Source organism: Nonomuraea fastidiosa (assembly GCF_042751225.1).
In the GTDB taxonomy this organism is placed as follows: domain Bacteria; phylum Actinomycetota; class Actinomycetes; order Streptosporangiales; family Streptosporangiaceae; genus Nonomuraea; species Nonomuraea fastidiosa.
Genome location: NZ_CP170570.1, coordinates 6,959,931 through 6,982,426, shown reverse-complemented (window position 1 = coordinate 6,982,426; position 22,496 = coordinate 6,959,931). Strand labels below are relative to the sequence as shown.

Here is a 22,496-nt window from a genome sequence, read left to right as displayed (position 1 = left end):
GACATCCCCAACGAAAGGAGCCGTGCAGTGTCCGTCGCGTCCGTCGCCATCACCGGGATCGGCAGCCTGCTCACCAACGATCCCGAGCTGGGCACGATCACCGGCGCCGCCGTCGTCTTCGACGAGGGCCGCGTCGTCTGGGCGGGGCCTGAGTCCCGCGTGCCCGACGCTGACGAGCGGGTGGACGCGGGCGGGCGGGCCGCGATCCCCGGGTTCGTGGACTCGCACGCGCACCTGGTGTTCGCCGGTGACCGCACCGCCGAGTTCGACGCGCGCATGTCGGGGCAGCCGTACTCGGCGGGCGGCATCCGTACGACGGTGGCGGCGACCCGCGCGGCGAGCGACGCCGAGCTGGACGCGAACGTCGCCAGGTACGTCGCCGAGGCGCTGCGCCAGGGCACCACGACGATCGAGGTCAAGTCGGGTTACGGGCTCACGGTGGAGGACGAGGCCCGCTCGCTGCGGATCGCGGCCGGTCACACCGATGAGGTGACGTACCTGGGCGCCCACGTGGTGCCGGCCGAGTACGCCGGCGACCCCGACGCGTACGTGGAGCTGGTCGCCGGGCCGATGCTGAAGGCGTGCGCCCCGCACGCGCGCTGGGTGGACGTGTTCTGCGAGCGGGGCGCGTTCGACGGCGACCAGTCGCGCGCGGTGCTGGAGGCGGGGCTGCGGGCCGGTCTGACGCCGCGCGTGCACGCCAACCAGCTCGGTCCCGGACCCGGCGTACGGCTGGCGGTCGAGCTGGGGGCGGCGTCGGCCGACCACTGCACGCATCTCGACGACGCCGACGTGGACGCGCTGGCGAGCGGCTCGACGGTGGCGACGCTGCTGCCGGGCGCGGAGTTCTCCACCCGCTCGCCGTACCCGGACGCGCGCCGCCTGCTCGACGCCGGTGTCACGGTGGCGCTGTCGACCGACTGCAACCCGGGGTCGAGCTTCACCAGCTCGATGCCGTTCTGCGTGGCGCTGGCCGTGCGCGAGATGCGCATGACGCCGGACGAGGCGGTGGTCGCGGCGACGCTGGGCGGCGCCAGGGCGCTGCGCCGCGACGACATCGGGCGGCTGTCGCCCGGCGCCCGCGCCGACCTGGTGCTGCTGGACGCGCCGAGCCACGTCCACCTGGCCTACCGGCCGGGCGTGCCGCTCGTCTGGGCGGTCTGGCGCGACGGCGTCCGCCAGGTTTGACGCGCCAGGTGCGCGGCGGGCGAGCCGTGATCCGGCCGGGCCGGCAGTAGTGTCGCCGCCGAGCCCGACGTCGATCTGGGCGATGAGGTCGTCCGCGCCGGTCCTCAGCGCCGCGCCGCCCCCAGCGTCACCGGCAGCGCCGCGAGCCGCTGCGTCCCCGGATCCGGCAGGTACGCCGCCTCGCCCGCGAGTTCCATGCCGGGGAAGCGCCGCAGCAGCGCGCCGAGCGCGACCGCGACCTCCACGCGGGCCAGCCCGGCGCCCACGCAGAAGTGCGGCCCGTGGCCGAAGCCGAGGTGCGGCACCGGCTCCCTGGTGATGTCGAAGCTGTCCGGGTCGTCGAACGCGCGCGGGTCCCGGTTGGCCGCCACGACCGAGACGGTCACCGGCTCGCCCTTGGGGATGCGCACGCCGCCGATCTCGACGTCCTCCGCCGCGAACCTGGGCACGGTCATGATCTGCGGGGTGCACCAGCGGGCCAGTTCCTCCACCGCGCGCGGCATCAGCGCGGGGTCGGCGCGCAGCGCGGCGAGCTGATCGGGGTGCTGGAACAGCGTGACCAGGGCGTTGGCGATGAGGTTCGCGGGGGTCTGGCCCGCGAGGACCAGCAGCCACACCATCGTCACCAGCTCGTCGTCCGAGAGGCGGTCGCCGTCCTCGCCGGCGATGCGGGCCAGGTCGGAGACCACGTTCGCGGACGGCGCCCTGCGGGCCTCGGCGATCGCGGCCTTCGCGCCCTCGATGATCGCCGGGATGGCCTTCGCGAACGCCTCACCGTGACCGGTCGCGACGGCGGCGCCGTACTCGCGCCAGGCGGGGCGGTCGGCGGCGGGGATGCCGACCAGCTCGCAGATCACCTCCATGGGCAGCGGCCTGGCGAAGCCGGCGAGCAGGTCGGCCTTGCCTTCCTGGAGCTCGCCGAGCAGGCGTCCGACGATGGCCTCGACGCGCGGCGCGAACTCCAGGGCCCGACGCGGCGTGAACGCGGGCGCGACCAGCCGCCGCAGCCGCGTGTGCTCGGGACCGTTCATCTCGGACATCGTGCGCATATAGCGGGCGCAGTGCTCGGGCACGCCGGGACGCAGGAAGCTGCCCGAGTTGATCTCCAGGCGCGGATCGGCCAGCGCCGCCCTCGCCTCCTCGTAACGGGTGACGGCCCATAGGTGGCCGAGCCCCGGTGCCAGCAGCCGCGCCACGGGGGACTTCTCCCTGGCCGGGGCGTACGCGGCGGCCAGGTCGCGCAGCACGGCCACATCGGACAGGTCGATCTCCGGCACGTCGGTCATCCGTCGCCTCCATTTCGGATGATGTCATCATCTGGATGGTGACGGTATCTTGGCTTGAGACCTCCGGCAACTCGCTTGCAGCGCCCGGTAACGTGCTTGGGCGCATGACACCGTCTTCGAGCCCACGGCTTGAAGGCACGGACGACGCCTGCTGAGAAGGCACGAAACGGAGGAGGGCGGTTGGTCCGGCTCACCAGGGCGCAGGCGCAGGAGCGCAACCGGGCGAAGGTGCTGGCGGCGGCCAAGGAGGAGTTCGCCGAACGCGGCTACCGCGACGCCAAGATCGACGCCATCGCCGACCGGGCCGAGCTGACCCGGGGCGCGGTCTACTCCAACTTCCCCGGCAAGCGGGCCCTCTACTTCGCGGTGCTCGCCGACCTGGCCGAGCGCGCACCCGTACGGCCGCCGGAAGAACCCGCGCTGACCGTGCGCGAGGCGCTCGGGGAGGTGGCGCGGGCATGGGTGACCCGGCTGCCGCTGGTCAGCGACGGCGAACGCGAGCCGAGCCGCCTCGGCATGCACCTGATCCCGGAGATCCTCGCCGACGAGGCCACGCGCAAGCCGTACGCGCAGCTCATGCGGCTCAACGCGATCCTGCTCGGGCTGGCCATGGAGCGGCTGCGGCCGCCCCGCGAACCTGACGGGCGGCTGGTCCGGCTCGCCGAGGCCGCGCTCACCGTCCTGCAGGGGTCCTCGCAGCTCTCGGCCGCCGCGCCCGGGTTCGTCGAGCCGTTCAACGTGATCCGCGTGTGCGAGCAGCTCGCCGACCTCGACCTGGGCGACCGCTGGTTCGTGGCGCCCATGGTGCCGGAGGTACGGTCGCCGGGCACGCCGTGGTCGCCGCCGGCAGGGACGCTCGACGCGGTCACCGGGGAGCCCGCCCATCCCGAGCGCGACGGCGTGGTGGCGGTGCTCGGGCTGCACCGGCTGTCGGCCGCCGAGGAGGCCGTACGCGCCGCGCCGCCCGACGCCGAGGTGACCGCCGTCATCGTCACCGGCACGCCCCAGGAGCTGATGCCCCTGGCGCGGCTGGTCGTCGCCGAGGTGAGCACGTGCCTGCGGCAGGCGTTCCCCCGCGCCGCCTGGCCCCGGCTCCGCGTGGTCCACGACGACACGGGCGCGCTGGCGGCCGCGGCGGGGGTGGCATCGCCCGGCGACCGTACCGAGGTGGCGCTGCGGGTGCGGGCGGGCCGCGTGGAGCTCCGCGCCGAAGGCTTCGGCGCCTGCCACACCGCCGCCACCCACCCCCTCACCTGACCCCGCACCGGCGTCCTGCCGGCCGAGCCGCGCTGCGACCGTTCGTACCAGGCGGAGGGGGCCGAGCGCGGTGTCCTGTCCGCCAGGTGGTGTTGCGCGGCGGTGAGCGTCCGGCGGCGGGTGCGGTCGTCGGGCGGCGCGAGCGCAAGAAGCAGGCCACCCGGGCGGCGCTCAGCGAGGCCGCGCTCCGCCTCTCCCTGCGCCACGGCGTCGAGAACGTCACCGTCGAGCAGATCGCCGGCGCGGCCGACATCGCGCTGCGCACCTTCTTCAACTACTTCTCCAGCAAGGAGGAGGCGGTGGTGGCGACCCTGTCGGCCGCCGCCGAGCAGCTCATCGCCCGGTTCCGTGCCCGCCCGCCGGAGGAGCCGGTGCTGACGGCCTTCCGCGAGGCGGTGCTCGCGGTCATGAACGACAGCGACGCCGCCGGCCGGGACCACATCCGCGCGCTCCGGCTGGTCAGGAGCACACCGTCGCTGGTGCCGTACGAGCTGGCCGTCCTCGCCGCCCAGGAGCAGGTGCTGGCCGAAGCCATCGCCGAACGCATCACCCCCACGCAGGCGGCCTCCGCCCGCACCGAGGCGATCACCCCACGCGCCCAGGCCGAGGCGGCGCCTGCCCGCACCGTCCCGCGCGAGGTGACCGCCCAGGACGGCGGGAGGTTCGATGAGGCGGGTGTTTATCCGATCGTGTGCGCGGGGGCCGTGCTGAGCGCGCTGCGGGTCGTGATCGACCGCTGGTCGCGCTGGGCCGACGAGCCGGGCAGGGTGCCCGACATCGCGGTGCTGCGCCGCCAGTTCGACGCCGCCATCGCCGAGCTGGCCGCCGGACTGGATCGCCCCGGCCGTACGCCCCACTGAACCTCGGCCACCCGACCGGGCTCCCCGACCGAGCCTCAACACCCCAGCGGGTCGCTGCGCGAGGCGACGGGGTGCCCCCTCGCGTCAAGCGCCCGCGCTGGGTGCGCCCCGCGGGCTCTTCGTACGAGCGGAAATCGCGTTGCGGGCCTCAGCGGCGTACTGACATGATCAAAGATCCTTTACGGTCATGACAGCGCAGGTGGTGACGGCATGCGGTGGGCGGGCCCGGCGCTCGCGATCGGGTCGGCGTGCGGGTTCGCGTTCTCAGGTCCGATGGCGAAGTACCTCGTCGCGGCCGGGATGACGCCGATCGAGGAGGTGTGGACCCGGCTGCCGGTCGGGATCGCGCTGCTGCTGGTGTCGCTGTCGCCGGTGCTCGTGGTGGCCTGGGTCCGGCTGGTACGCCGCCGGCGGCTGCCCCGGTCCGCGTACGCGGGCACGATCGTCGCGATCGCCGGCCTGGCGATCGTCGTGGAGGCATGGCAGGAGATCCGCCTGGACGGGCTGGGCCTGGCGACGGGACTGCTGGCGGCGGCCTGCTCGGCCGGATACTTCCTGATGAACGAGAGCTTCGGCGACGAGGTGAACCCGCTCGCGCTCATCGCCTGGGGCCTGGCGGGAGCGAGCGTGCTGATGATTCCGGCGGCGTCGCCGTGGGCGCTGCCGTGGGAGGCGTGGTGTCGTGAGCCTCGGGCCGGGTCGCGGCCTCACTCGGGGGCTCGGGGTGGCAGAGCGGCTGACAGAAGCCAGCCGCCGTCGCCGTCCGGGCCGGCGTCCAGGGTGCCGCCCAGGGCGCGGACGCGCTTGCGCATGCCGGCCAGGCCGTGTCCGGAGGAGGGCAGGCGTTCCGGGGCGGCGGGTGGAGGGCCGTTGTGCAGCCGTACCGACGCTCCGCCGCCCGAGGCGGTGACCGTGACCGCTACGCGGGTGCCGGGGCCGGCGTGTTTGAGCACGTTCGTCAGCCCCTCCTGGACGACGCCCGCGGCGCACGCGCGCAGCACCGGCGAGACCGTCGCCATGCCGGGGTCGAGGTCGAGGTCCACCACGAGGCCGGCGGCGGACATGCGGCCGGCCGCCGCGCGTATCAGGTCGGGCGCCTCGAGGTGCGGGTCGCCGCCGTGCAGCAGGTTGCTCAGGTCGCGCAGCACCTGGTCGCCGGTCTCGCGGATGTCGGCGAGCGCGTGGCCGAGCGGCCCGTCGGGTACGGCGGCCCGGGCATCACCGGCCCGCAGCACCATCGCGCCGACGTGCCCCGCGACCAGCGTCTGCACGTCCCGGGCGATGTGCTCGCGCTCGGCCAGCAGGTCCGCGCGGGCGCGCGCGAGCGTCAGGCGTACGGCCTCCTCGGCCCGCAGCCGCTCGGCGGCGGTGACGGCGCGGCGCATGCCGAGATAGCGGCCTGCGACGACCGGCATCGCCACCAGCGTCACCAGCACGATCACGCGCAGCGTGGTGATCCGGCTGAAGGACTCGAACACGGCCACCGCGACGCACGCACAGCCCGCCGCGTACACCAGCGCCGTCCACGCCCACGACGACACCCGCTTGGCGAACACGCCGATCGCCACCAGCAGGAGCAGCATGCCGGTGTCGGTGGCCCCGTGCAGGTGGGCGTCCGCGGCGAGCAGCAGCGCCGCTTCGACGGCCACCACCAGGCCGGGCAGCCTCCTGGCGAGGCCGAGCGCCAGCCCGGCGACGACCGTGGCCACCTGGACGATCGCGAGGGGCTGGCCGCCGGTGTGCCAGATGTCCCACGTGCTCAGCACCGCCAGCAGCGCGCCTGCGCCGGCCAGGAGCACGTCGATCGTGCCGTCGTCGTCAGCATGGCGCGGATGAGCGCCGATGGCGGCGTCCCCGGCACTACGCAGGTCGTCGCCGATGTCAGCGTGCGCGGCGCGGCGCAACCCAGCGCCGATGGCGGCGGGCACCGCAGGCAGGAGGAGCGCGAGCGCCATCGTGCCCGGGGTGACGCCGGGGCCGGCCACGTTCAGGGCGGTCGCCAGTACGGCGGCGAGCATCGGGCCGCGCGCCTCCCTCAAGCCGTGCCGATAGCCGGTGACGCAGAGGGCCACGCACATCAGGACCTGCGCGCTGTCGGCGCCCGGCGCTAACCGGCCGGCGATCACCAGGAGCGCGGCGAGGTGAACGGTGACCGGGCCGGGACGCCGGCGTACGACGCCCATGGGCAGACCGGCCAGCAGCGCCACGGCGAACTCGGACGGCGTCGGCATGCCCTCGCCGGCATGACCGTTGATGAGCAGTTCCAGGGCGACGGCCGAAGCGGCGAACAGCCCATCCAACGACGCACCGCGCGAACGCATGCGCTCACGTTACCGATTGATCACCACGTGCGTGGCCCGCCTGCGACGGCCCAGGTCACCCCGCCGACGCCGCCCGGCCCGCCTCCGGCGAGCCGGCTTCAGAGCGTGGTGGGGAGTACCGGGAGGCCGCGTACGCCGGGGTCGGCGGCGAAGAGGGCGCCCGCCTCGGGCTGTTCGGCCCGGTCGATGTCGAGGGCCGAGGTCGTGATGTAGAGCCGGTCGAGCCGCTCGCCGCCGAACGCGACGGCCGTGACCTTGGGTACGGGGAGGGTGATGACGGCGTCGAGCCGCCCGCCGGGGGTGTAGCGGTGGACGGCCCCGCCTCCCCACAGCGCCACCCAGACGCCGCCCTCGGCGTCCACGGTGAGCCCGTCGGGCGCCCCCTGTCCGGGGTCGATGACGGCGAACGGCCGCCGCCCGCTCAGCCCGCCGGCCGGGTCGTAGTCGAGGACGTCCACGCGGCCGGTGGTGGTGTCGGCGTAGTAGGCGAGCCGGCCGTCGGGGCTGAAGCCGAACCCGTTGGAGATCGTCACCTCGGGCAGCACCACGCGCAGCCGCCCGTCGGGCTCGGCCACGTAGAAGGAGCCGCCTCCTGGGGTCTCGTCGTAGGCCATGCTGCCGATGTAGAACCGGCCGTCGGGGTCGCAGCCGCCTTCGTTCATGCGGACGCCGGGGTCGGTCCACGCCTCGCCGAGCGAGCGCAGCGGCGCGTCGAGGTCGTCGGAGTCGGCCAGCAGCAGCTCGCGCTCGGCCGCGACGACGTAGCCGCCGGAGACGCGGGGGCGGACGACGGCGGCCACCTTGCCGACGTGGCGGCGGCGCACCTCGCCGGCCTCGGTGAGCGCGAGCACGTCGCCCTTCAGCATGTCCACCCAGCGCAGCCCGCCCCACCGGGCGGACCACACGGGCCCCTCGCCGTGCTGGGCGACGGGGTCGGTGACGGTGTACGCGGTGATGCCCATGCCGCTCTCCTCCATGATCGCTGCGATAGGCCAGCCTAGTGGTCAGATGCGCCGGGTGGCCACGATCAGCAGCAGGGCGAGCACCGCCAGCACCGCGCCCGCCGCGTACGTCACCGCCACCCCTTGCGCCAGGGTCAGGCCGCCGATGAGCGTGCCCGCGCCGATGCCGACGTAGATGGCCGACGCGTTGAGCGAGACGACCAGCGACGCCTCCTGAGGTGCGACGCCGATGAGCCGGTGCTGCTGGGGCGGGGTCTGGCACCAGGTGCCCGCGCCCCATCCGACGGCCAGCAGCCCGACCAGGGCGACCGGCACGTCCTGCCCACCGGCCAGCCATCCCAGCCCGGCGAGGCTGGCCGCCATCACGACATATCCCCCCATGAGCACGCGGCTCGCTCCCCACCGGTCGATGGTGTACCCGGCGGCCATGTTGCCGAAGATGGCGCCCACCCCGTACAGGAACAGCATCGACGCGGTGGACTCCACGCCGACGGCGCGCATCGCCGGGGCGCTGTAGGCGTAGACGGTGTAGGTGGCGGCCATGCCGAGCACGGTCAGCGCCAGCACGGCGGGGACGGCGGGACGCCGCAGCACGCTGAGCCGTTCGCGCAGCGGCACCGGCGGCTGGCCGGGCAGCGCGGGCAGGATCGCGAAGACCGCGACCGCCACCGCCGCGCACGCCCCGGCCACCAGGCCGAGCGCGGCCCGCCAGCCGAGCACCTGACCGGCCAGCCCGCCGAGCGGCACGCCCGCGGCCGTCGCCACGGTCAGCCCGCCGATGACGGTGGCGAGCGCCCGTCCTCGCACCTCAGGCCGCGACAGCGCCGCCGCCACGGCTCCGGCGTTCGGGGTGAACGCCGCCGCGCCCGCCGCCGCCAGCACGCGCGTCACCAGCAGCACCGCGAAGGTCGGCGCGAGCGCCGAGCCCAGGTTCGCGAGCGCGAGCACGAGCAGCGCGCCGACCAGCAGCGCCCGCCGCGACAGGCGGGCGGTCACGGTGGCGAGGATCGGCGAGAGCATCGCGTACGCCACCGCGAACGCGGTGACCGACTGCCCCGCCGCCGTCTCGCTCACCTCCAGCGACGCGGCGAGCTGCGGCAGGAATCCGGCCACGACGAACGCGTCCGTCCCCACGGCGAACGTGCCGACGGCCAGCACGGCCACGGGCACGAACGCCCGCCGCCGTTGAACCGGGACATCCAACATCCCCTTTTTCCTCCCGAGAAAGCGACACCTGGATCGTGGTCGTGGAAAGCGCGCCTCAGCCCTCACGTGGCCTCGGCTCCGGTCTCAGCCGGTGAGACGGGCGTAGTGGCGGCGGGTGCGCCCCGGCGCGGACGGCGCGGCCTCGCGCATGAGGTCGGCGAGGGTCTGCGCGGCCAGCTCCCTGCGCCAGGCCAGTTCGGCGCGGCGCATCGCGATCACCACGCCGCAGGGCTTGGCGAACGTGCCGGCGGGCTCCTCGGCGCCCGCTCCGCGCCGGCGGATCTCGTTGCACCTGAACGCCTCGTCGCGGCCCTCGATCGCGGCCACGACGTCGAGGAGCGTGATGCGCTCCGGCGCTCTGGCCAGCCGGAAGCCGCCCTTCACTCCGGGCACGGAGGCGAGGATGCCGGCGCGTACGAGGTCCTGCAGCCGCTTCTTCAGGTAGACGGGCGGCAGCTCGAACAGCTCGGCCAGCTTCCCGGTCGGGATCGGCGCCTCATCCTCCAGCCAGGCCAGCGCCAGGCAGCAGTGCAGACCCCACTCGACCCCTTCTCCCATCCGCATGAAAGGGGATGTTACACGTCCCGGTTTTGCTGTGGGTGTCGGAGGCTCCCCGCCGTACGGGGCTCAGCGGCCTCGTCTGAGGCGGCGGGTCTTGGGGCGGGGGCGCGCCGATCGCGAAGCGCCTGCCGCCCAGCCGCCGGTCTCTCGGCCGCCGGCCGCCGGAGCGCCCGCCGCCGTGCCGCCCGTCCAGTGGGCCGGGCGGGTGAGGGCGGCGGGCAGGCGCGTGGCGGGGCCGCCCATGGCGGCGTTCACCTGGGCCTGGGTGAGGAAGACGGCACCGGTGAGGTCGGCGCCGGTCAGGTTCGCGCCGCGCAGGTCGGCCCCGATGAGGTCGGCCTGCCGCAGGTCGGCGCCGCGCAGGTCGGCGCCGATCAGGTACGCCCCGCGCAGGTCGGCCCCTCGCAGCCGGGCGCCGCGCAGCCGGGCCCCGATGAGGTCGGCGCCGCGGTGCCGCTTGCCGCCGAGCCCGTGACGCACCAGCTCGCTCGCCCGCAGCAGCACCTCGTTGACCCGCGCGCGGTGGGCGCCGACGTCGAGGTGTTCGAGCACGACGGCGCTCTCGCGGGTGAGGCGTTCCGTCTCCTCCAGCAGGGCGCGGGCGTCGGGGTGCACGGGCGCGGCGGCGGGCAGGGTGAGGATCTCCGCGAGATACCACAGCAGCTCGTGCAGCCCGCGCATCACCGGGAACACGGCGTACATCTGCCGGGCCGTCTCCGGGGCCTCGCGCCAGCTCCGCCCCTCGTACGTGACCTGCGAGACCTTCTGCCCGGCCCCGAAGCACTCGAACACCGTGCACCCGTTGAACCCGCTCTCGCGCAGCCGCGAGTGGATCGAGCAGCGGAAGTCGTCGCGCAGGTTGGCGCAGGGCCGGCGGCGTCCTTGTCGACGGCGAAGTCCGCCGACGCCGAGAACGGCAGCGCCACGCAGCACAGCCCGAAGCAGCTCGCACAGTCGGACAGCAGGCCGAGCTCGCGCGGGTGGGTTCCTGGCACCGGGCGGTTCTCCTCTTCACGTACGGGGCGGCAGGCCAAGGGTACTCGCGTACGGGGGTGCGGCCTTCCGGCTCAGCCGCCGTAACGCCGCTGCCTGGCGGCGAAGCTGCGCAGCGCGCGCAGGAAGTCGATCTCGCGGAAGGCCGGCCAGTAGGCCTCGCAGAAGTACAGCTCGGAGTAGGCCGACTGCCACAGCAGGAAGTTCGACATGCGCTGCTCGCCGCTGGTGCGGATCACCAGGTCGGGGTCGGGCTGCCCGGCCGTGTAGAGGTGCGGGGCGATGTCGTCCACGGTCAGCGTCGAGGCCAGCTCGACCATCGACTGGCCGGCCTCGGCCCGCTCGTACAGCAGCTCGCGCAGGGCCTCGATGACCTCCTGGCGGCCGCCGTAGCCGATGGCGAGCGTGAGGTGGAAGCCGGTCTGGCAGGTGCGGGTGTTCTCGACCGCGTCTTTGAGCACCCGGGCGGTGGTGTCGGGCAGCATGTCGAGCAAGCCCGCGACGTGCACCTGCCAGCGCGAGTCGGCGACGTTGAAGCGGTCTTCGACCATCTGCTCGATCACCTTCAGCAGGAAGGCGACCTCCTCATCGCCGCGCCGCTGCAGGTTCTCGGTGGAGCAGAGGAAGATCGTCAGATGCTTGATGCCGATCGTCTCGCACCAGGAGAGCACGTCCTGGATGTGATCGGCGCCGTATTTATGACCCATGCTCGGGTTGGCCATGCCCTTCTGCCTGGCCCATCGCCGGTTGCCGTCGATGATCAGGCCGACGTGGCGGGGCAGGGGGCCGGACATCACCTGGCGGCGCAGCCGCCGGGCGTAGAGGGAGTGAAGGAGGTCAGTCGTGTGCACCCTCCAAGAATGGCGCGGGTGAGGGGCCGGAATCTGATCTTTCCTGATATCCACCTCCGGCAGGCGCCGAAAGGGACGCTTCCGTGACGTTCAGGCATCCGCCCGGCAGCCCGTACGGAACAACTTCCAGAACGCCAGCGCCGCCTCCTCCGCGCCGCCGGGGCAGCCGCCCGCGACCCAGTGGGCGATGACGCCGGCCAGCGCGCCTGCCAGGTAGGCGGCGTGCACGTCGGCCTGGCACGTCATCCCACCCAGGGGGGCGGTGCCCGCCGGCGAACCGGCCCGCCAGCTCGGCGGTGAGGCGCTCGCGCATGCGGGCCGAGAAGCGGGCGCTGCCCTGGGGGCCGAGCATGCGGGCGTAGAGGGTGGCGTTGGCGGCGACGTACGCGAACAGCTCGGCCAGCGGCTCTGGGGCGCGGTCGCGGGGCGCGTCGAGCGGGCACAGCGCGGCGGCCCTGGCGACGGCGGCGACGGTGTCCTCCATGGCGTCGGTGACGAGCGCGTCGAGGTCGGGATAGTGCAGGTAGATCGTGGCGCGGTTCACCTCGGCGCGCTTGGCCAGCGCCGACATGGTGATGGTGGCGGGCTCCTGCTGGGCGGCCAGGTGGCGTACGGCCTCTTTGAGCCTGGCCCGGGTGCGCCGGGCTCTCGGATCGTCCGGGTTCACGCACCTCACTATACGACAGGCATCGCTTAAGCGACATGTGTTGACTAATCAACATTTGTCGCATAGCTTGCTGGTATGCGTATCGAGATCTGGGCAGACGTGGTCTGCGGGTGGGCCCACATCGGCAAGCGACGGCTGGAGAAGGCGCTCGCGTCCTGGGACGGCGAGCCGGTCGAGGTGATGTGGCGGCCGTTCCAGATCGATCCGTCCGCGCCCGCCCGCGCGGTGCCGATGGAGCAGGTGCTGCGCGACCCCGTCGCCGACGAGGCGCTGCGGGCCTGCGCGCCCGGCCTCTCCCCCGCCGAGAACCGCGCCCGGGTCGCCGAGATCGCCGCGTCAGAAGGGCTGGGCGCGCAGTGGGGCTCCGGTTACCGGGTCGCCACGCTGGAGGCGCACCGGCTGATCGCGCTGGCGTACGAGAAGGGCGGGGCCGCGCTGCAGGACCGCGTGGCCGAGCGGCTGCTGCGCGCCCATTTCGTCGAGGTACGCGACATCAGCGACGTCGCCGTGCTGACCGAGATCGCCGCGGACGCGGGCCTGGCCGACGAGGCCGGCTACACCGGCACCGCCGCCCTTTCCGCGCTGTCCGGCGACTCCGCCCGCCCGCAGGCACCGGCCGGTGATCCCGCCGGCCGCCGGGCACCGTCCGAAGGCGGCGCCGGCCCGCAGGCGCTGCTCCCCGGCACCGCCGCCTGGCGGGCGCTGCCTGGGGCCGAGCTGACCCGGGAGCTGCTGCTCATCGGCAAGGCGAAGGGCGTGCGGACGTCGCCGACCATCGTCGCGAACGGGCTGGCGCTGGAGGGCGCGCAGTCGCCGGAGACGATCGCCGCGTTCCTCCGGGACGCCGCCGGGCACACCCCGCGCCGCCTGCCCGCCGAGGTCGAGCGGCTGCGGCACGTCGAGTCGCTGCTCGACCAGCGCGACCCGCTCGGGGCGCTGACGCTGCTGCGTCCCCTCATGGACGAGCATGGCGGTGACCGGGGCGTCCGGATGCTGGCGGCGCGGGCGTACTTCGCGTCGGCGCAGCTCAACCGGGCGCGCACGACACTGGAGTCGCTGGTCGAGGAGTCGCCCGACGACTCCTACGCCCGCCACCTCCTGGGCCGCACCCTGCAGCGCCAGGGCAGGCACGAGGAGGCCGCCTCCCACCTCACCCTGGCCGCCGCCATGACCCCGGACTACGCGGCCTGACCGCGGCCGCCATCTCTCATCCGGGTGCCGCGCCGTCGCCATGGGCGTACCGGGCCGCGCGGTCCGTCGTGCCTGCGGCTCCCGCTGAGGCCATGGCCGCGCTGAGCCGGTGCCCGCCTGCGGCCCGCTAGGGCGCAGGCGGCCTTCGAGGCGACGTGCAGGCCGGTCCAGGCGATTCCGGCGTCAGCGGCTCATGCGCCTCACCTTGCCGACCGGCCCGCACCCTGTGGCTCCCCCCGCGCGGGGATCCCGCTCCCCCGCCGGGTGGTCAGGGCTCCGGTGACAGCAGGACCTCGGCGCCGACGGGCGCGTACCCGGCGGCGATGAAGGCACGGACGCTCGCCGCGTTGCCCGGCGCGACCTGCGCCCACACCGGGGCGGGCGCCAGGTGCCTTGCGGCAGCGGCGAGCAGGCGGCCCAGCCCGCGGCCCCGATGAGCGGGCTCGACCTCGATCGCGACCTCCCACCGTCCGCCCACGCCCCGCCCGACCGTCAGCAGACCGGCCACGCCGCCTCCTGGCCCGTCGTCCTGGGCGGGTGCGACCCAAACGCGGACGTCGTCGCGGTAGCGGCGGGCCCGTGCCACCCTCGGGTGGCCGCTGTCGCGCAGCTCCTCCAGGGCGAGCGGCGCGGACCCGGGCAGCGGGCAGGCCACGGCGAGCAGGTCGAGGTTGCCGGCGGCCCGGCCGGTCAGCGCCGCCAGCTCCTGCAGGAACGGCGGCCCGAGCGGGGCGTCCAGGTCGCCGGGAGGCAGGCGTTCCCTGATCCAGGCGGGGTCGACGTCGGCGAAGACCACGGCGTGCGCGGTGAAGGAGAGCACGCCGAGGTCGCGCGGCGACGGCTGGGGCACGAGGGTGACGCCGCCGTCCGCAGGGGGAAAGCGGCCGTCCTGGGCATCGCGGAGCACCTCCGCCAAGTTGGTCATGAGCCGCCATGATGGCACGCCCCGCGCATTGCAGAGGCGGGTGGATGCTTTGCCGGGCGGCGGCCTCCTGTTAATCGAATAGCGGGGCGTGGCGAGCACCCCGCCACAAGATCGCTACGTATAGTGATGGCCGATGTCACTTCGTGATTACAGGGGGAGATCATGAGAAGTAGCCTCGTTGCCGCCGGCGGCGCGCTGCTCATCACGGCAGCCGTGTTCGGAACGGCCGGCACTGCGGCCGCCGACATCTGGTCCGACCACAAGTGGAACAAGCACCCGAGGGCGTGCGGGCTCGCTCTCAACGACGACAGCACCTACCACTGGATCACCAAGCACGGCGTCTTCGCCGGCACGCGCCACGCCAACGCCTGCAAGCAGCACGTGCACCACTTCGGCTGGGACGCGGACGACGACTCGCCGGCCTCCGGCCGCCGCGGCCCGGGGCCTCCCCGGGCCGCGGCGGCCGTTCCCACTCCCTCGGCCGTTCGCACTCCCCCGAGACGATCACCGGTAGCCTGCGATCATGCGACTTGGTGTGAACGTCCCCAACTTCGGCCCCGGCACCGACCCCGAGACGCTGCGGCGGTGGGCGCTCACCGTCGAGGGGCTCGGCTACGACCTGCTCATGGTCTCCGACCACGTGGTGATCACGCCTGACGTCGCCGAACAGTACCCGGCCCCCTTCTACGACCCGTTCACCACCCTGGCCTGGCTGGCGGGCACCACGACCCGCCTCACGCTCGGCACCACCGTGCTGATCGTCCCCTACCGCCACCCGCTGCTGACCGCCCGCATGGCGGCCAACCTCAACGACCTCAGCGGCGGCCGGTTCGTGCTGGGCGTGGGCGCCGGTTGGGCGCGGCAGGAGTTCGAGGCCCTCGGGGTGGCGCACGAGCGGCGCGGCCGGCTGACCGACGAGCACCTGGCGACGATCAAGGCCGCCTGGGCGAACGAGAGCGACTACCGTTCCGGCGGGGTGCCGATCTGGGTGGGCGGCGGCAGCGACGCGGCCCTGCGCCGTACGCTGCGCTTCGGCCAGGCGTGGCATCCGCTGAGGATGACGCTGCCGTGGCTGCGCGAGACGTGGGCGAAGCTGCGGGACATGGCCGCCGGGCAGGAGCGTCCCGCGCCCGCGCTGGCCCCGCGCATCCTGCTGCGCGTGACGGACCGGCCGGTGACGGGCGCCGAGCGGCGCCTGGGCGAAGGCACGATCGAGCAGGTCATGGACGACCTGGAGCGGCTGCGGGAGATGGGCGCGGAGACGGTGGTGTTCGACCCGTTCCATGAGGATCCGGCCGAGACCCTGCACCCCGAGGCCGCCTGGGAGATGCTGGCCGCCGTCGCCGCCGGGACGCGGAAGTAGGCACCGGTCGGCGGCGGGCGAGCGCCTGGGTGCGGCAGAAGCCGGGCGTGGTCGCGGGCGCCGTCCGGCGTCACTTGCCGCCGCTCCGCGCGGTCTCGGCCAGGGCCGTGAGCGCGGCGGTCAGGTGCGGGTCGGCCTTTCCCGCCTCCGCGAGCGCCGCCTGCAGGGCCTCCTCGTACGTACGGCGCGCCTCGGCGTAACGGGCACGGCCGGCGTCGGTGATGACGGCGTAGACGCCGCGCTTGTCGTCAGGGCACAGGTCGCGGTAGGCGAAGTCGGCCGCGTTCAGCCGGGCGACCAGGCGGGTCACCGAGCTCTGGTTGAGCCCGAGCTTGTCGGCGAGCTCCTGCATGCGCAGCTCGCTGGCGGGAGAGGCGGCGAGGTGGCCGAGCGCGCGGTACTCGGACAGGCCGACGCCGTGCTTGCGCTGGAGCGCGGCGGCGAGCCTGCTCTCGACTTGGGAGTGCAGCAGCAGGACGCGCTGCCAGGTGGCGGTGATGTCACCTGGAGCGTCAGTGGCGGGCGAGCCGGAAACCGGCCCGGGAACCGGCTCGGAAGCCGGCTCTGGATCGGGGGCGGCGGGTGCCGTACGGGTCATCGCTGAGCCTCTCTTCGTCCTGGAGATCGGCTTGACAGGAGGATACATGTACATACAACATAGCTCGTACTTATTTGCACGTACATACATATAGGAGGCACTAGTGGCGTGGATCTATCTGCTCATCGCGTCCGTCTTCGAGGTCGTCTTCGCGCTGGCCACCAACGCCACCGAGGGCTTCACGCGGCTGTGGCCGTCCGTGCTCACGGCCGTCGCCGCGGCCGGCGGCATCTTCTTCCTGAGCCTGGCGCTGAAGACCCTTGACGTCGGCGTCGGCTACACCGTCTGGACCGGCATCGGCTCGGTCGGCACCGTCGTCCTCGGCACCCTGATCTTCGGTGAGGAGATGAACGCCTGGAAGGCCCTCGCCTTCGTCCTGATCATCGGCGGCGTGCTCGGGCTCAAGATGGCCGACCGCCTGACGGGCGCCAAGCGGCAGCCCACGGAGCCGACCGCCGCCTGACACCCCTCGCAACCCAAGGAGCTTGATCATGGCCTGGATCTACCTGTCCATCGCGATCGTCTTCGAGATCGCCTTCGCCCTCGGCACCAACGCCACCAAGGGCTTCACCCGGCTCTGGCCGTCGGTCTTCACGCTGCTGGCCGCCGCCGGCGGCATCTTCACGCTCAGCCTGGCGCTCAAGACGCTGGACGTCGGCGTCGGCTACACCGTCTGGACCGGTATCGGTTCCATCGGCACGGTCGTGCTCGGCGCGCTCATCTACAAGGAGAAGATCACCCCGGTCAAGCTCGGCTCGTTCGTCGCCATCATCGGCGGCGTCGCCCTCCTCAAGATCACCTCTGGCGTCTGAGCGTGACGGCCGGTGACCGGGCCGCTGATATCTTATGCCGTAAGGAGTTGTCGGTTCCGGGGAGTTCGGCTTGGTCGTCTACGCCGGTCAGGGTGACGCGCGACGGTCGATGGCGCTGCTGTGGCGCAGCGGCGAGCCGAATGAGGCGCGGCCTGGGCCCAAACCGGGGCTGAGCGTCGACGCGATCGTGGACGCCGCGATCGAGGTGGCCGACTCCGAGGGCATGGCGGCGCTGTCCATGCGCAGGGTGGGCGAGCGGCTGGGCCGCACCGGCATGGCGCTCTACACGTACGTGCCGGGCAAGGGCGAGCTGATCGACCTCATGTACGACCGCGCCCTGGCCGAGCTGCCCGCCGAGTACGACCTGAGCGGCGGCTGGCGGTCGGCGCTGACGGCGTGGGCCGAGCAGACGCTCGCCTTCTACCTGCGCCACCCCTGGACGTTGCAGGTGTCGCAGGCGCGTCCCGTGCTGGGGCCCAACGAGTTCGCGATGCTGGAGAGCCTGGTCGCGATCCTGCGCGGCACCGGGCTCGGCCCGCGCCGGGTGCGCGGGATGGTGGCGCTGCTGTTCGACTTCGTCAGGGGCGCCGCCACGACGGTCGCCGAGTCGCGCCAGGCCCCTTCGGCGACCGGGGTGTCCGATGAGGAGTGGTGGCAGGCGCGCGCGTCGCTGCTCGACGAGGTCGCGCCGGGCTTCGCCGACCGGTTCCCGCTGGTCCGGTGGGTGGAGTCGGACGACTCCGAGCCCGGCGGCGACGAGCCGTACCTGGAGCATCGGGTGAGCGAGACGTTCTCGGTCGGGCTTGCCGTGCTGCTCGACGGCATCGAGGCGGCGGCCGCCCGAGCCGCCCAGAACGGGAACGGCGGCCAGGCCGCGCCACCTTCCACGTGACGCCTCCGGGGTTCAGGTGGACGCGCCCGCCAGGCGGGCGGTCAGCTCATCACCGTCGCGGACGAACCAGATGTGGCGGCCCCTGTTGCACTCCAGCACCCAGGCGCGCAGCGCCGAGCTCGCCGCCATGTGGCCGGAGACGTCGCCGACGATCGACAGGCCGACGCCGTAGTTGACGAACTTCTGCGCGATCTCGCCGGCCACGCCGGTGCTGAGCGTGAAGAAGCCGCCGGGCAGCCGGTCGGCGGGTACGGCCACCCACGCGGCGCCGCTCGACCACGCCTCGCCGATGAGGTCGATCACGTCGCGAGCCTCGTTCAACGGCGCGGCTTGGGGGTCGTACCAGTGGACGCCGGGCATCGGGTTCCCTCCTGGGGTGCTCATGGCCGTACGAGAGCGTCGACGATCCGCAGGACCTGGGCGGTCTCCTCCAGCCCGCCGAGCACGATGATCTTGAGCTGCGCGCGCTCCTCGTCGTAGGCGAACTCGACGCGCAGCCCGCTCCGCTCGGCCGACAGCGCGCCGAGGACCATCGTGCCGATCCGGTCCATGCCGGCCCGGTCGATGCCGTCCACCTGGACGACGCTGGTCGCCTCGGCGCGGCGCGGGCTCAGCGGCCGTTCGGCGGGCAGCCCGGCGAAGGCGGCCAGGTCGTCCTCGGCGATGCGGTACTGCTTGCCGACCCGCACGGCGGGCAGGCGGCACGCGCGTTCGACTATCCGCCACTCTCCGGTTGTCGCGGCCGGCCTGGGCGGCGAGCCGGTTCCGGCCGGCCTTGGAGACGAGGCGGACAGGTATGTTCCGCCATCCGCCGAAAGCGTCAGGCGGCGGGGACGGGCTCGCCGGGCACGGTGACCGGGACGCGGGCGGCGCGGGCGGCCCAGCGGCCGTCGTCGCCGCGCACGAGGCGTACCGGGTGGTCGAAGCAGGCGCTCACCAGCTCGCTGGTGAGGACGTCGCCGACCGGGCCGCTCGCCAGGCAGCGGCCGTCACGCAGCAGCATGGCGTGCGTGGTGGTGGCGGGCAGCTCCTCCAGGTGGTGGGTCACGAGGACGGTGGCCAGCGAGGGGTGCCGGGCGCGCAAGGCGTCGATGCCGGCCAGGAGCTGCTCGCGGGCGGCCAGGTCGAGCCCGGTGGCGGGCTCGTCGAGGAGCAGCAGGCGGGGCTGCGGCATGAGGGCGCGGGCGATCAGCGTACGGCCGCGCTCGCCCTGCGACAGGGTGGGCCACCGGTCGCCGGCCTTGGCGCTCATGCCGAGCATGGCGAGGAGCCGGTCGGCGCGTTCCGCCTCCTGCTCGGTTGGCTGCCAGCGGGGCACGAGCGCGGCGGTGTTGGTCAGCCCGGTCAGCACGACCTCGCGCACCCGCATGGGCCCGTCGGGGGTGTGGCGAGGGTTGACGTGACCGAGGTAGGAGCGCAGCTCACGGACGTCCACCCGGCCCAGCCTGCGGCCGAGCACCTCGACCACGCCCCGGCTCGGATGGTTGACCGCGCCCAGCAGGGCGAGGAGCGTGCTCTTGCCCGCGCCGTTCGCGCCGAGCAGCGCCCAGTGCTCGCCGGGGTGCACGGTGAGCGAGATGTCGCTCAGCAGGTGACGGCCGTCACGGATGAACGCGACCTCTCCGGCCCGCAGCACGGGCCCGCTGTCGGCGGGGCGGGAGACGACCGTCATCGTGCCACCTCACCGTCCGTGACCGCTTTCGCGCCGTCCGTCGTGGACGCTTGCGTCACCACGTCTCTCCCTTCATCGCTTCACATCCGGAGCCCAAGTTATCAGCGTGTCAGACATCTGATGTTTAGCCGGTGGCTCCGCAGGCGGCGCGTACGTCGGCGATGAGGGCGTTGGCGTCTTCGAGGGTGCGGCCGATCTCCTCGGGAGTGCCGCCCACGTTGGCCAGGAGCGCCTGGGCGCGCTCGGCGAAGCGTTCGGGAGCCGACGGCAGCCGGGCGGCGGAGGCGATCATGCCCTTCTCGTTGATCAGCCAGACGCCTTCGGCCGCGTGCAGCGCCTGGCAGGCCACGCCGATGGCGCGGAACAGGGTGGCCGCCGCGTACGAGGGGTCGTTGCCCAGCATGCCGTACGTGGCGATCGTCAGGGCGAAGTCGCACTCCCACAGTCCCTGGATGAGCGCGTCGCGCAGGGCGGGCGGGTAGTGGACGGCCTCGGCGCGCAGCGCGGTCAGCTCTCCCCCGGGATCGGCGAGCACCCGGCACAGGGCCACCTCACCCGCGTACGCGTGCGAGTAGAAGCCGAGCGGATGACCCACCTGGAAGCCGACCTCGTAGCGGCCGGCCCGGCAGTCGCGCCAGATCCGCTGTACCCGGTCGAGGTCGCGGTAGATCCAGTCCACGTGCCAGCCGTCCACGACGAGCCAGCCGCCGCCGTTCACCCACGGCCCCCAGCCGCCCGGCTCGGTCACGTCGGTGTCGGCGCCGGTGATCTCGCGTGCGAGCGCGCGCAGCTCGTCGACGGCGAGCCGGCCCCGGTAGTAGAGGCCGAGGTCGATGTCGGAGTCGGGGCGGTGGGTGCCGCGGGCGCGGCTGCCGCCCAGCGCCACCGCCACCACTCCGGGCACCTCCAGCAGCCGCCGCGCGATCCCGTCCAGGTCGGGGCCGTCCAGGTCGGGGCCGTCCAGGTCACGGCCGTTCAGGTCGGGCCTGTCATGGTCTGTGTGCTGCATTCCGCCGAGCATAGTCAGCACGTCAGGACATCTCCCGGCGGTCATGCGCGCGCCACCGGAAATCGGCGCGGGACGCCGTACCGCCCCTACGATGGCCAGGTGGAAGGCGGGACGTGCGAGGTGAGGGCGTGAGCGAGGTCGAGGCGCTGCTGCGCGAGCTGGCCCCGCAGGTCCTGGGCACGCTCGTGCGCCGCTACGAGCAGTTCGACACCTGCGAGGACGCGGTGCAGGAGGCCCTGCTCGACGCCTCCGTGCAGTGGCCGGAGCAGGGGGTGCCGGACAACCCGCGGGCCTGGCTGACGACCGTGGCATCGAGGCGGGTCATCGACCACATCCGCAGCGAGAACGCGCGCCGCCGCAGGGAGGAGAGCGTGGCGGTCGGCGTCCCCGCCGATGCCCACGTGGCCGCGCCGCCGGGCGAGGAGCGGCCGGGCGACTCCGACGACACGCTGACCCTGCTGTTCCTGTGCTGCCATCCGTCGCTGTCGGCGCCGTCGCAGCTCGCGCTGACGTTGCGGGCGGTGGGCGGCCTGACGACGGCGCAGATCGCAAGCGCGTTCCTGGTGCCGGAGGCGACGATGGCGCAGCGCATCAGCCGGGCCAAGCAGCGCATCAAGGCGAGCGGCCTGGAGTTCGCGATGCCGCCGGAGAGCGAGCGGGCCGAGCGGCTGCGGGTCGTGCTCCACGTCCTCTACCTGATCTTCAACGAGGGCTACACCGCGACCTCGGGCCCCGAGCTGCTCAGGACCGATCTGACGGCCGAGGCGATCCGGCTGGCCAGGGCGGTGCACCGGCTGCTGCCCGGCGACGGCGAGGTGGCCGGGCTGCTTGCGCTGATGCTGCTCACCGAGGCCCGCAGGCCGGCCCGCACCGACGGTGACGGGCGGCTGATCCCGCTGGCCGAGCAGGACCGCGGCCTGTGGGATCGCGCGCTCATCCAGGAGGGCGTGGAGCTGGTGAGCAAGGCGCTGGCGACGTCGCCGGTGGGGCCGTACCAGTTGCAGGCGGCCATCGCGGCGGTGCACGACGAGGCGGCGACGGCGGATGAGACCGACTGGCCGCAGATCCTGGCCCTGTACGAGATGCTGCTCGGCATCGAGGACAACCCGGTGGTCCGGCTCAACCACGCGGTGGCCGTGGCCATGGTGCGCGGGCCGCGCGCCGGGCTCGCGCTGCTCGACGAGCTGGCCGCCGACGGGCGCATGGCGCGGCACCACCGGCGGGTGGCCGTCCGGGCGCACCTGCTGGAGCTGGCGGGCGACACGGCGGAGGCGGTGGCGGCGTACCGCGAGGCGGCGCGGCTGACCACGAGCCTGCCCGAGCAGCGTTACCTGGAGGAACGGGCGGCGGCGCTGGAGTGAGGCGTGCGGTGCGGCGGGCAGGGGTGACGGCGTGAAGGTGGTCGCGCTGTCCGACACGCATGCGCCCAGGCGCTGGCGCTCGTGCCCGCCGCGCGTGGCCGAGCACCTGCGCGGCGCGGACGTCATCCTGCACGCGGGCGACGTGTGCGTGCCGTCGGTGCTGGAGGAGCTGGCGGCGTACGCGCCGGTGCACGTCGTCAAGGGCAACAACGACGGCCCCGACGTGGACGCGCCCGAGACGCTGGAGCTGACGCTGGACGGGCTGCGGGTCGGCATGATCCACGACAGCGGCCCGGCCAAGGGCAGGACGGCGAGGATGCGGCGCCGCTTCCCGGACGCCGGCCTGGTCGTCTTCGGTCACTCGCACATCCCGCTGGACGAGTCGGGCGACGGCCTGCGGATCTTCAATCCCGGCTCCCCCACCGACCGCCGCCGCCAGCCGCACGGCACGCTGGGGCTGCTCACGATCGAGGACGGCGCGCTGGTGCGCGCGGAGATCGTCCCGGTGACCTGAGAACGGC

Annotated in this window: 24 protein-coding genes and 1 pseudogene; 10 read left to right on the top strand and 15 right to left on the bottom strand. The window is 73.7% G+C overall.

The genetic code is table 11. The features are described from left to right. The first annotated feature begins 27 nt into the window (after positions 1-27). Entirely contained in the window at positions 28-1,188 is a 1,161-nt protein-coding gene (hutI, locus tag ACFMQL_RS31960; RefSeq protein WP_378788466.1) for an imidazolonepropionase, read from the top strand. 104 nt (positions 1,189-1,292) lie between these two features. Here hutI and ACFMQL_RS31955 read toward each other — a convergent pair whose 3' ends face one another. Further along, a complete protein-coding gene (locus ACFMQL_RS31955) occupies positions 1,293-2,474 on the bottom strand; it encodes a cytochrome P450 (RefSeq protein ID WP_364052546.1) in 1,182 nt (393 codons plus the stop codon). Between the two features lie 180 nt (positions 2,475-2,654). Here ACFMQL_RS31955 and ACFMQL_RS31950 point away from each other — a divergent pair, with 180 nt between their 5' ends. Both ACFMQL_RS31950 and ACFMQL_RS31945 read left to right on the top strand, forming a co-directional pair. Continuing rightward, a complete protein-coding gene (locus ACFMQL_RS31950) occupies positions 2,655-3,731 on the top strand; it encodes a TetR/AcrR family transcriptional regulator (protein ID WP_364052549.1) in 1,077 nt (358 codons plus the stop codon). An 86-nt stretch (positions 3,732-3,817) separates the two neighbouring features. After that, the gene (locus ACFMQL_RS31945) at positions 3,818-4,591 is read left to right on the top strand and encodes a TetR/AcrR family transcriptional regulator (protein ID WP_378788463.1); all 774 of its coding nucleotides are present in this window, start codon (positions 3,818-3,820) and stop codon (positions 4,589-4,591) included. A 185-nt stretch (positions 4,592-4,776) separates the two neighbouring features. On the opposite strand, the gene ACFMQL_RS31940 is transcribed toward ACFMQL_RS31945, so the two are convergent. The 8 genes and pseudogenes from ACFMQL_RS31940 to ACFMQL_RS31905 form a co-directional block, all read right to left on the bottom strand. Next, positions 4,777-5,193: a hypothetical protein gene (locus tag ACFMQL_RS31940; RefSeq protein ID WP_378788461.1), complete on the bottom strand. Its 417-nt coding sequence runs from the start codon at positions 5,191-5,193 to the stop codon at positions 4,777-4,779. 105 nt (positions 5,194-5,298) lie between these two features. Beyond that, on the bottom strand, positions 5,299-6,912 hold the full coding sequence (locus tag ACFMQL_RS31935; RefSeq protein WP_364052558.1) for a two-component sensor histidine kinase: 1,614 nt from the start codon (positions 6,910-6,912) through the stop codon (positions 5,299-5,301). 98 nt (positions 6,913-7,010) lie between these two features. Next, positions 7,011-7,874, bottom strand: a complete 864-nt coding sequence (locus ACFMQL_RS31930; protein WP_378788459.1) for an SMP-30/gluconolactonase/LRE family protein — start codon at positions 7,872-7,874, stop codon at positions 7,011-7,013. Positions 7,875-7,916: 42 nt separating this feature from the next. Then, positions 7,917-9,080, bottom strand: a complete 1,164-nt coding sequence (locus ACFMQL_RS31925; RefSeq protein ID WP_364052564.1) for an MFS transporter — start codon at positions 9,078-9,080, stop codon at positions 7,917-7,919. 84 nt (positions 9,081-9,164) lie between these two features. Then, positions 9,165-9,644, bottom strand: a complete 480-nt coding sequence (locus ACFMQL_RS31920) for an Rrf2 family transcriptional regulator (RefSeq protein WP_364052567.1) — start codon at positions 9,642-9,644, stop codon at positions 9,165-9,167. A 186-nt stretch (positions 9,645-9,830) separates the two neighbouring features. Next, positions 9,831-10,567 (bottom strand): annotated as a pseudogene (locus ACFMQL_RS31915) (pentapeptide repeat-containing protein); the annotation flags it as partial. A 141-nt stretch (positions 10,568-10,708) separates the two neighbouring features. Beyond that, positions 10,709-11,428: a polyprenyl diphosphate synthase gene (gene uppS, locus ACFMQL_RS31910; RefSeq protein WP_364057431.1), complete on the bottom strand. Its 720-nt coding sequence runs from the start codon at positions 11,426-11,428 to the stop codon at positions 10,709-10,711. Between the two features lie 43 nt (positions 11,429-11,471). Further along, positions 11,472-12,152, bottom strand: a complete 681-nt coding sequence (locus ACFMQL_RS31905) for a TetR/AcrR family transcriptional regulator (protein ID WP_378788457.1) — start codon at positions 12,150-12,152, stop codon at positions 11,472-11,474. A gap of 75 nt (positions 12,153-12,227) precedes the next feature. On the opposite strand from ACFMQL_RS31905, the gene ACFMQL_RS31900 reads away from it, so the two are divergent. Further along, the gene (locus ACFMQL_RS31900) at positions 12,228-13,343 is read left to right on the top strand and encodes a DsbA family protein (protein ID WP_364052576.1); all 1,116 of its coding nucleotides are present in this window, start codon (positions 12,228-12,230) and stop codon (positions 13,341-13,343) included. A gap of 268 nt (positions 13,344-13,611) precedes the next feature. Here the strand turns inward: ACFMQL_RS31900 and ACFMQL_RS31895 are convergent, their stop codons facing one another. Continuing rightward, the gene (locus ACFMQL_RS31895; protein WP_364052579.1) at positions 13,612-14,268 is read right to left on the bottom strand and encodes a GNAT family N-acetyltransferase; all 657 of its coding nucleotides are present in this window, start codon (positions 14,266-14,268) and stop codon (positions 13,612-13,614) included. 523 nt (positions 14,269-14,791) lie between these two features. On the opposite strand from ACFMQL_RS31895, the gene ACFMQL_RS31890 reads away from it, so the two are divergent. Further along, positions 14,792-15,631, top strand: coding sequence for an LLM class flavin-dependent oxidoreductase (locus ACFMQL_RS31890; RefSeq protein WP_378788454.1), 840 nt, complete (start codon positions 14,792-14,794; stop codon positions 15,629-15,631). A gap of 70 nt (positions 15,632-15,701) precedes the next feature. Here the strand turns inward: ACFMQL_RS31890 and ACFMQL_RS31885 are convergent, their stop codons facing one another. Next, positions 15,702-16,229, bottom strand: a complete 528-nt coding sequence (locus tag ACFMQL_RS31885) for a MarR family transcriptional regulator (RefSeq protein WP_364052588.1) — start codon at positions 16,227-16,229, stop codon at positions 15,702-15,704. Between the two features lie 103 nt (positions 16,230-16,332). On the opposite strand from ACFMQL_RS31885, the gene ACFMQL_RS31880 reads away from it, so the two are divergent. The 3 genes from ACFMQL_RS31880 to ACFMQL_RS31870 all read left to right on the top strand — a co-directional run bounded on the left by ACFMQL_RS31880 (position 16,333) and on the right by ACFMQL_RS31870 (position 17,933). Beyond that, the gene (locus ACFMQL_RS31880; protein ID WP_364052591.1) at positions 16,333-16,692 is read left to right on the top strand and encodes a multidrug efflux SMR transporter; all 360 of its coding nucleotides are present in this window, start codon (positions 16,333-16,335) and stop codon (positions 16,690-16,692) included. 28 nt (positions 16,693-16,720) lie between these two features. Beyond that, on the top strand, positions 16,721-17,041 hold the full coding sequence (locus ACFMQL_RS31875; protein WP_364052594.1) for a multidrug efflux SMR transporter: 321 nt from the start codon (positions 16,721-16,723) through the stop codon (positions 17,039-17,041). A 70-nt stretch (positions 17,042-17,111) separates the two neighbouring features. Continuing rightward, positions 17,112-17,933 (top strand): TetR/AcrR family transcriptional regulator, encoded by an 822-nt coding sequence (locus tag ACFMQL_RS31870; protein ID WP_378788451.1) that lies wholly within the window; start codon positions 17,112-17,114, stop codon positions 17,931-17,933. Positions 17,934-17,945: 12 nt separating this feature from the next. On the opposite strand, the gene ACFMQL_RS31865 is transcribed toward ACFMQL_RS31870, so the two are convergent. From ACFMQL_RS31865 to ACFMQL_RS31850, 4 genes are all read right to left on the bottom strand, one after another. Beyond that, the gene (locus tag ACFMQL_RS31865; protein WP_378788449.1) at positions 17,946-18,317 is read right to left on the bottom strand and encodes a DUF4180 domain-containing protein; all 372 of its coding nucleotides are present in this window, start codon (positions 18,315-18,317) and stop codon (positions 17,946-17,948) included. Beyond that, the gene (locus ACFMQL_RS31860; protein ID WP_378788447.1) at positions 18,314-18,622 is read right to left on the bottom strand and encodes a DNA-binding protein; all 309 of its coding nucleotides are present in this window, start codon (positions 18,620-18,622) and stop codon (positions 18,314-18,316) included. The genes ACFMQL_RS31865 and ACFMQL_RS31860 overlap by 4 nt, the downstream gene beginning before the upstream one ends. A 131-nt stretch (positions 18,623-18,753) precedes the next feature. Continuing rightward, the gene (locus tag ACFMQL_RS31855) at positions 18,754-19,605 is read right to left on the bottom strand and encodes an ATP-binding cassette domain-containing protein (protein WP_364052606.1); all 852 of its coding nucleotides are present in this window, start codon (positions 19,603-19,605) and stop codon (positions 18,754-18,756) included. 124 nt (positions 19,606-19,729) lie between these two features. After that, the gene (locus ACFMQL_RS31850) at positions 19,730-20,614 is read right to left on the bottom strand and encodes a nucleotidyltransferase domain-containing protein (RefSeq protein ID WP_364052609.1); all 885 of its coding nucleotides are present in this window, start codon (positions 20,612-20,614) and stop codon (positions 19,730-19,732) included. Positions 20,615-20,742: 128 nt separating this feature from the next. On the opposite strand from ACFMQL_RS31850, the gene ACFMQL_RS31845 reads away from it, so the two are divergent. Together ACFMQL_RS31845 and ACFMQL_RS31840 are read left to right on the top strand one after the other, a co-directional pair. Continuing rightward, positions 20,743-21,975 carry an RNA polymerase sigma factor gene (locus tag ACFMQL_RS31845; protein WP_378788445.1) on the top strand — a complete coding sequence of 411 codons (1,233 nt, stop codon included), beginning with the start codon at positions 20,743-20,745 and terminating at the stop codon, positions 21,973-21,975. Between the two features lie 31 nt (positions 21,976-22,006). After that, positions 22,007-22,489, top strand: a complete 483-nt coding sequence (locus tag ACFMQL_RS31840; protein ID WP_364052615.1) for a metallophosphoesterase family protein — start codon at positions 22,007-22,009, stop codon at positions 22,487-22,489. The last annotated feature ends 7 nt before the right edge of the window (positions 22,490-22,496 follow it).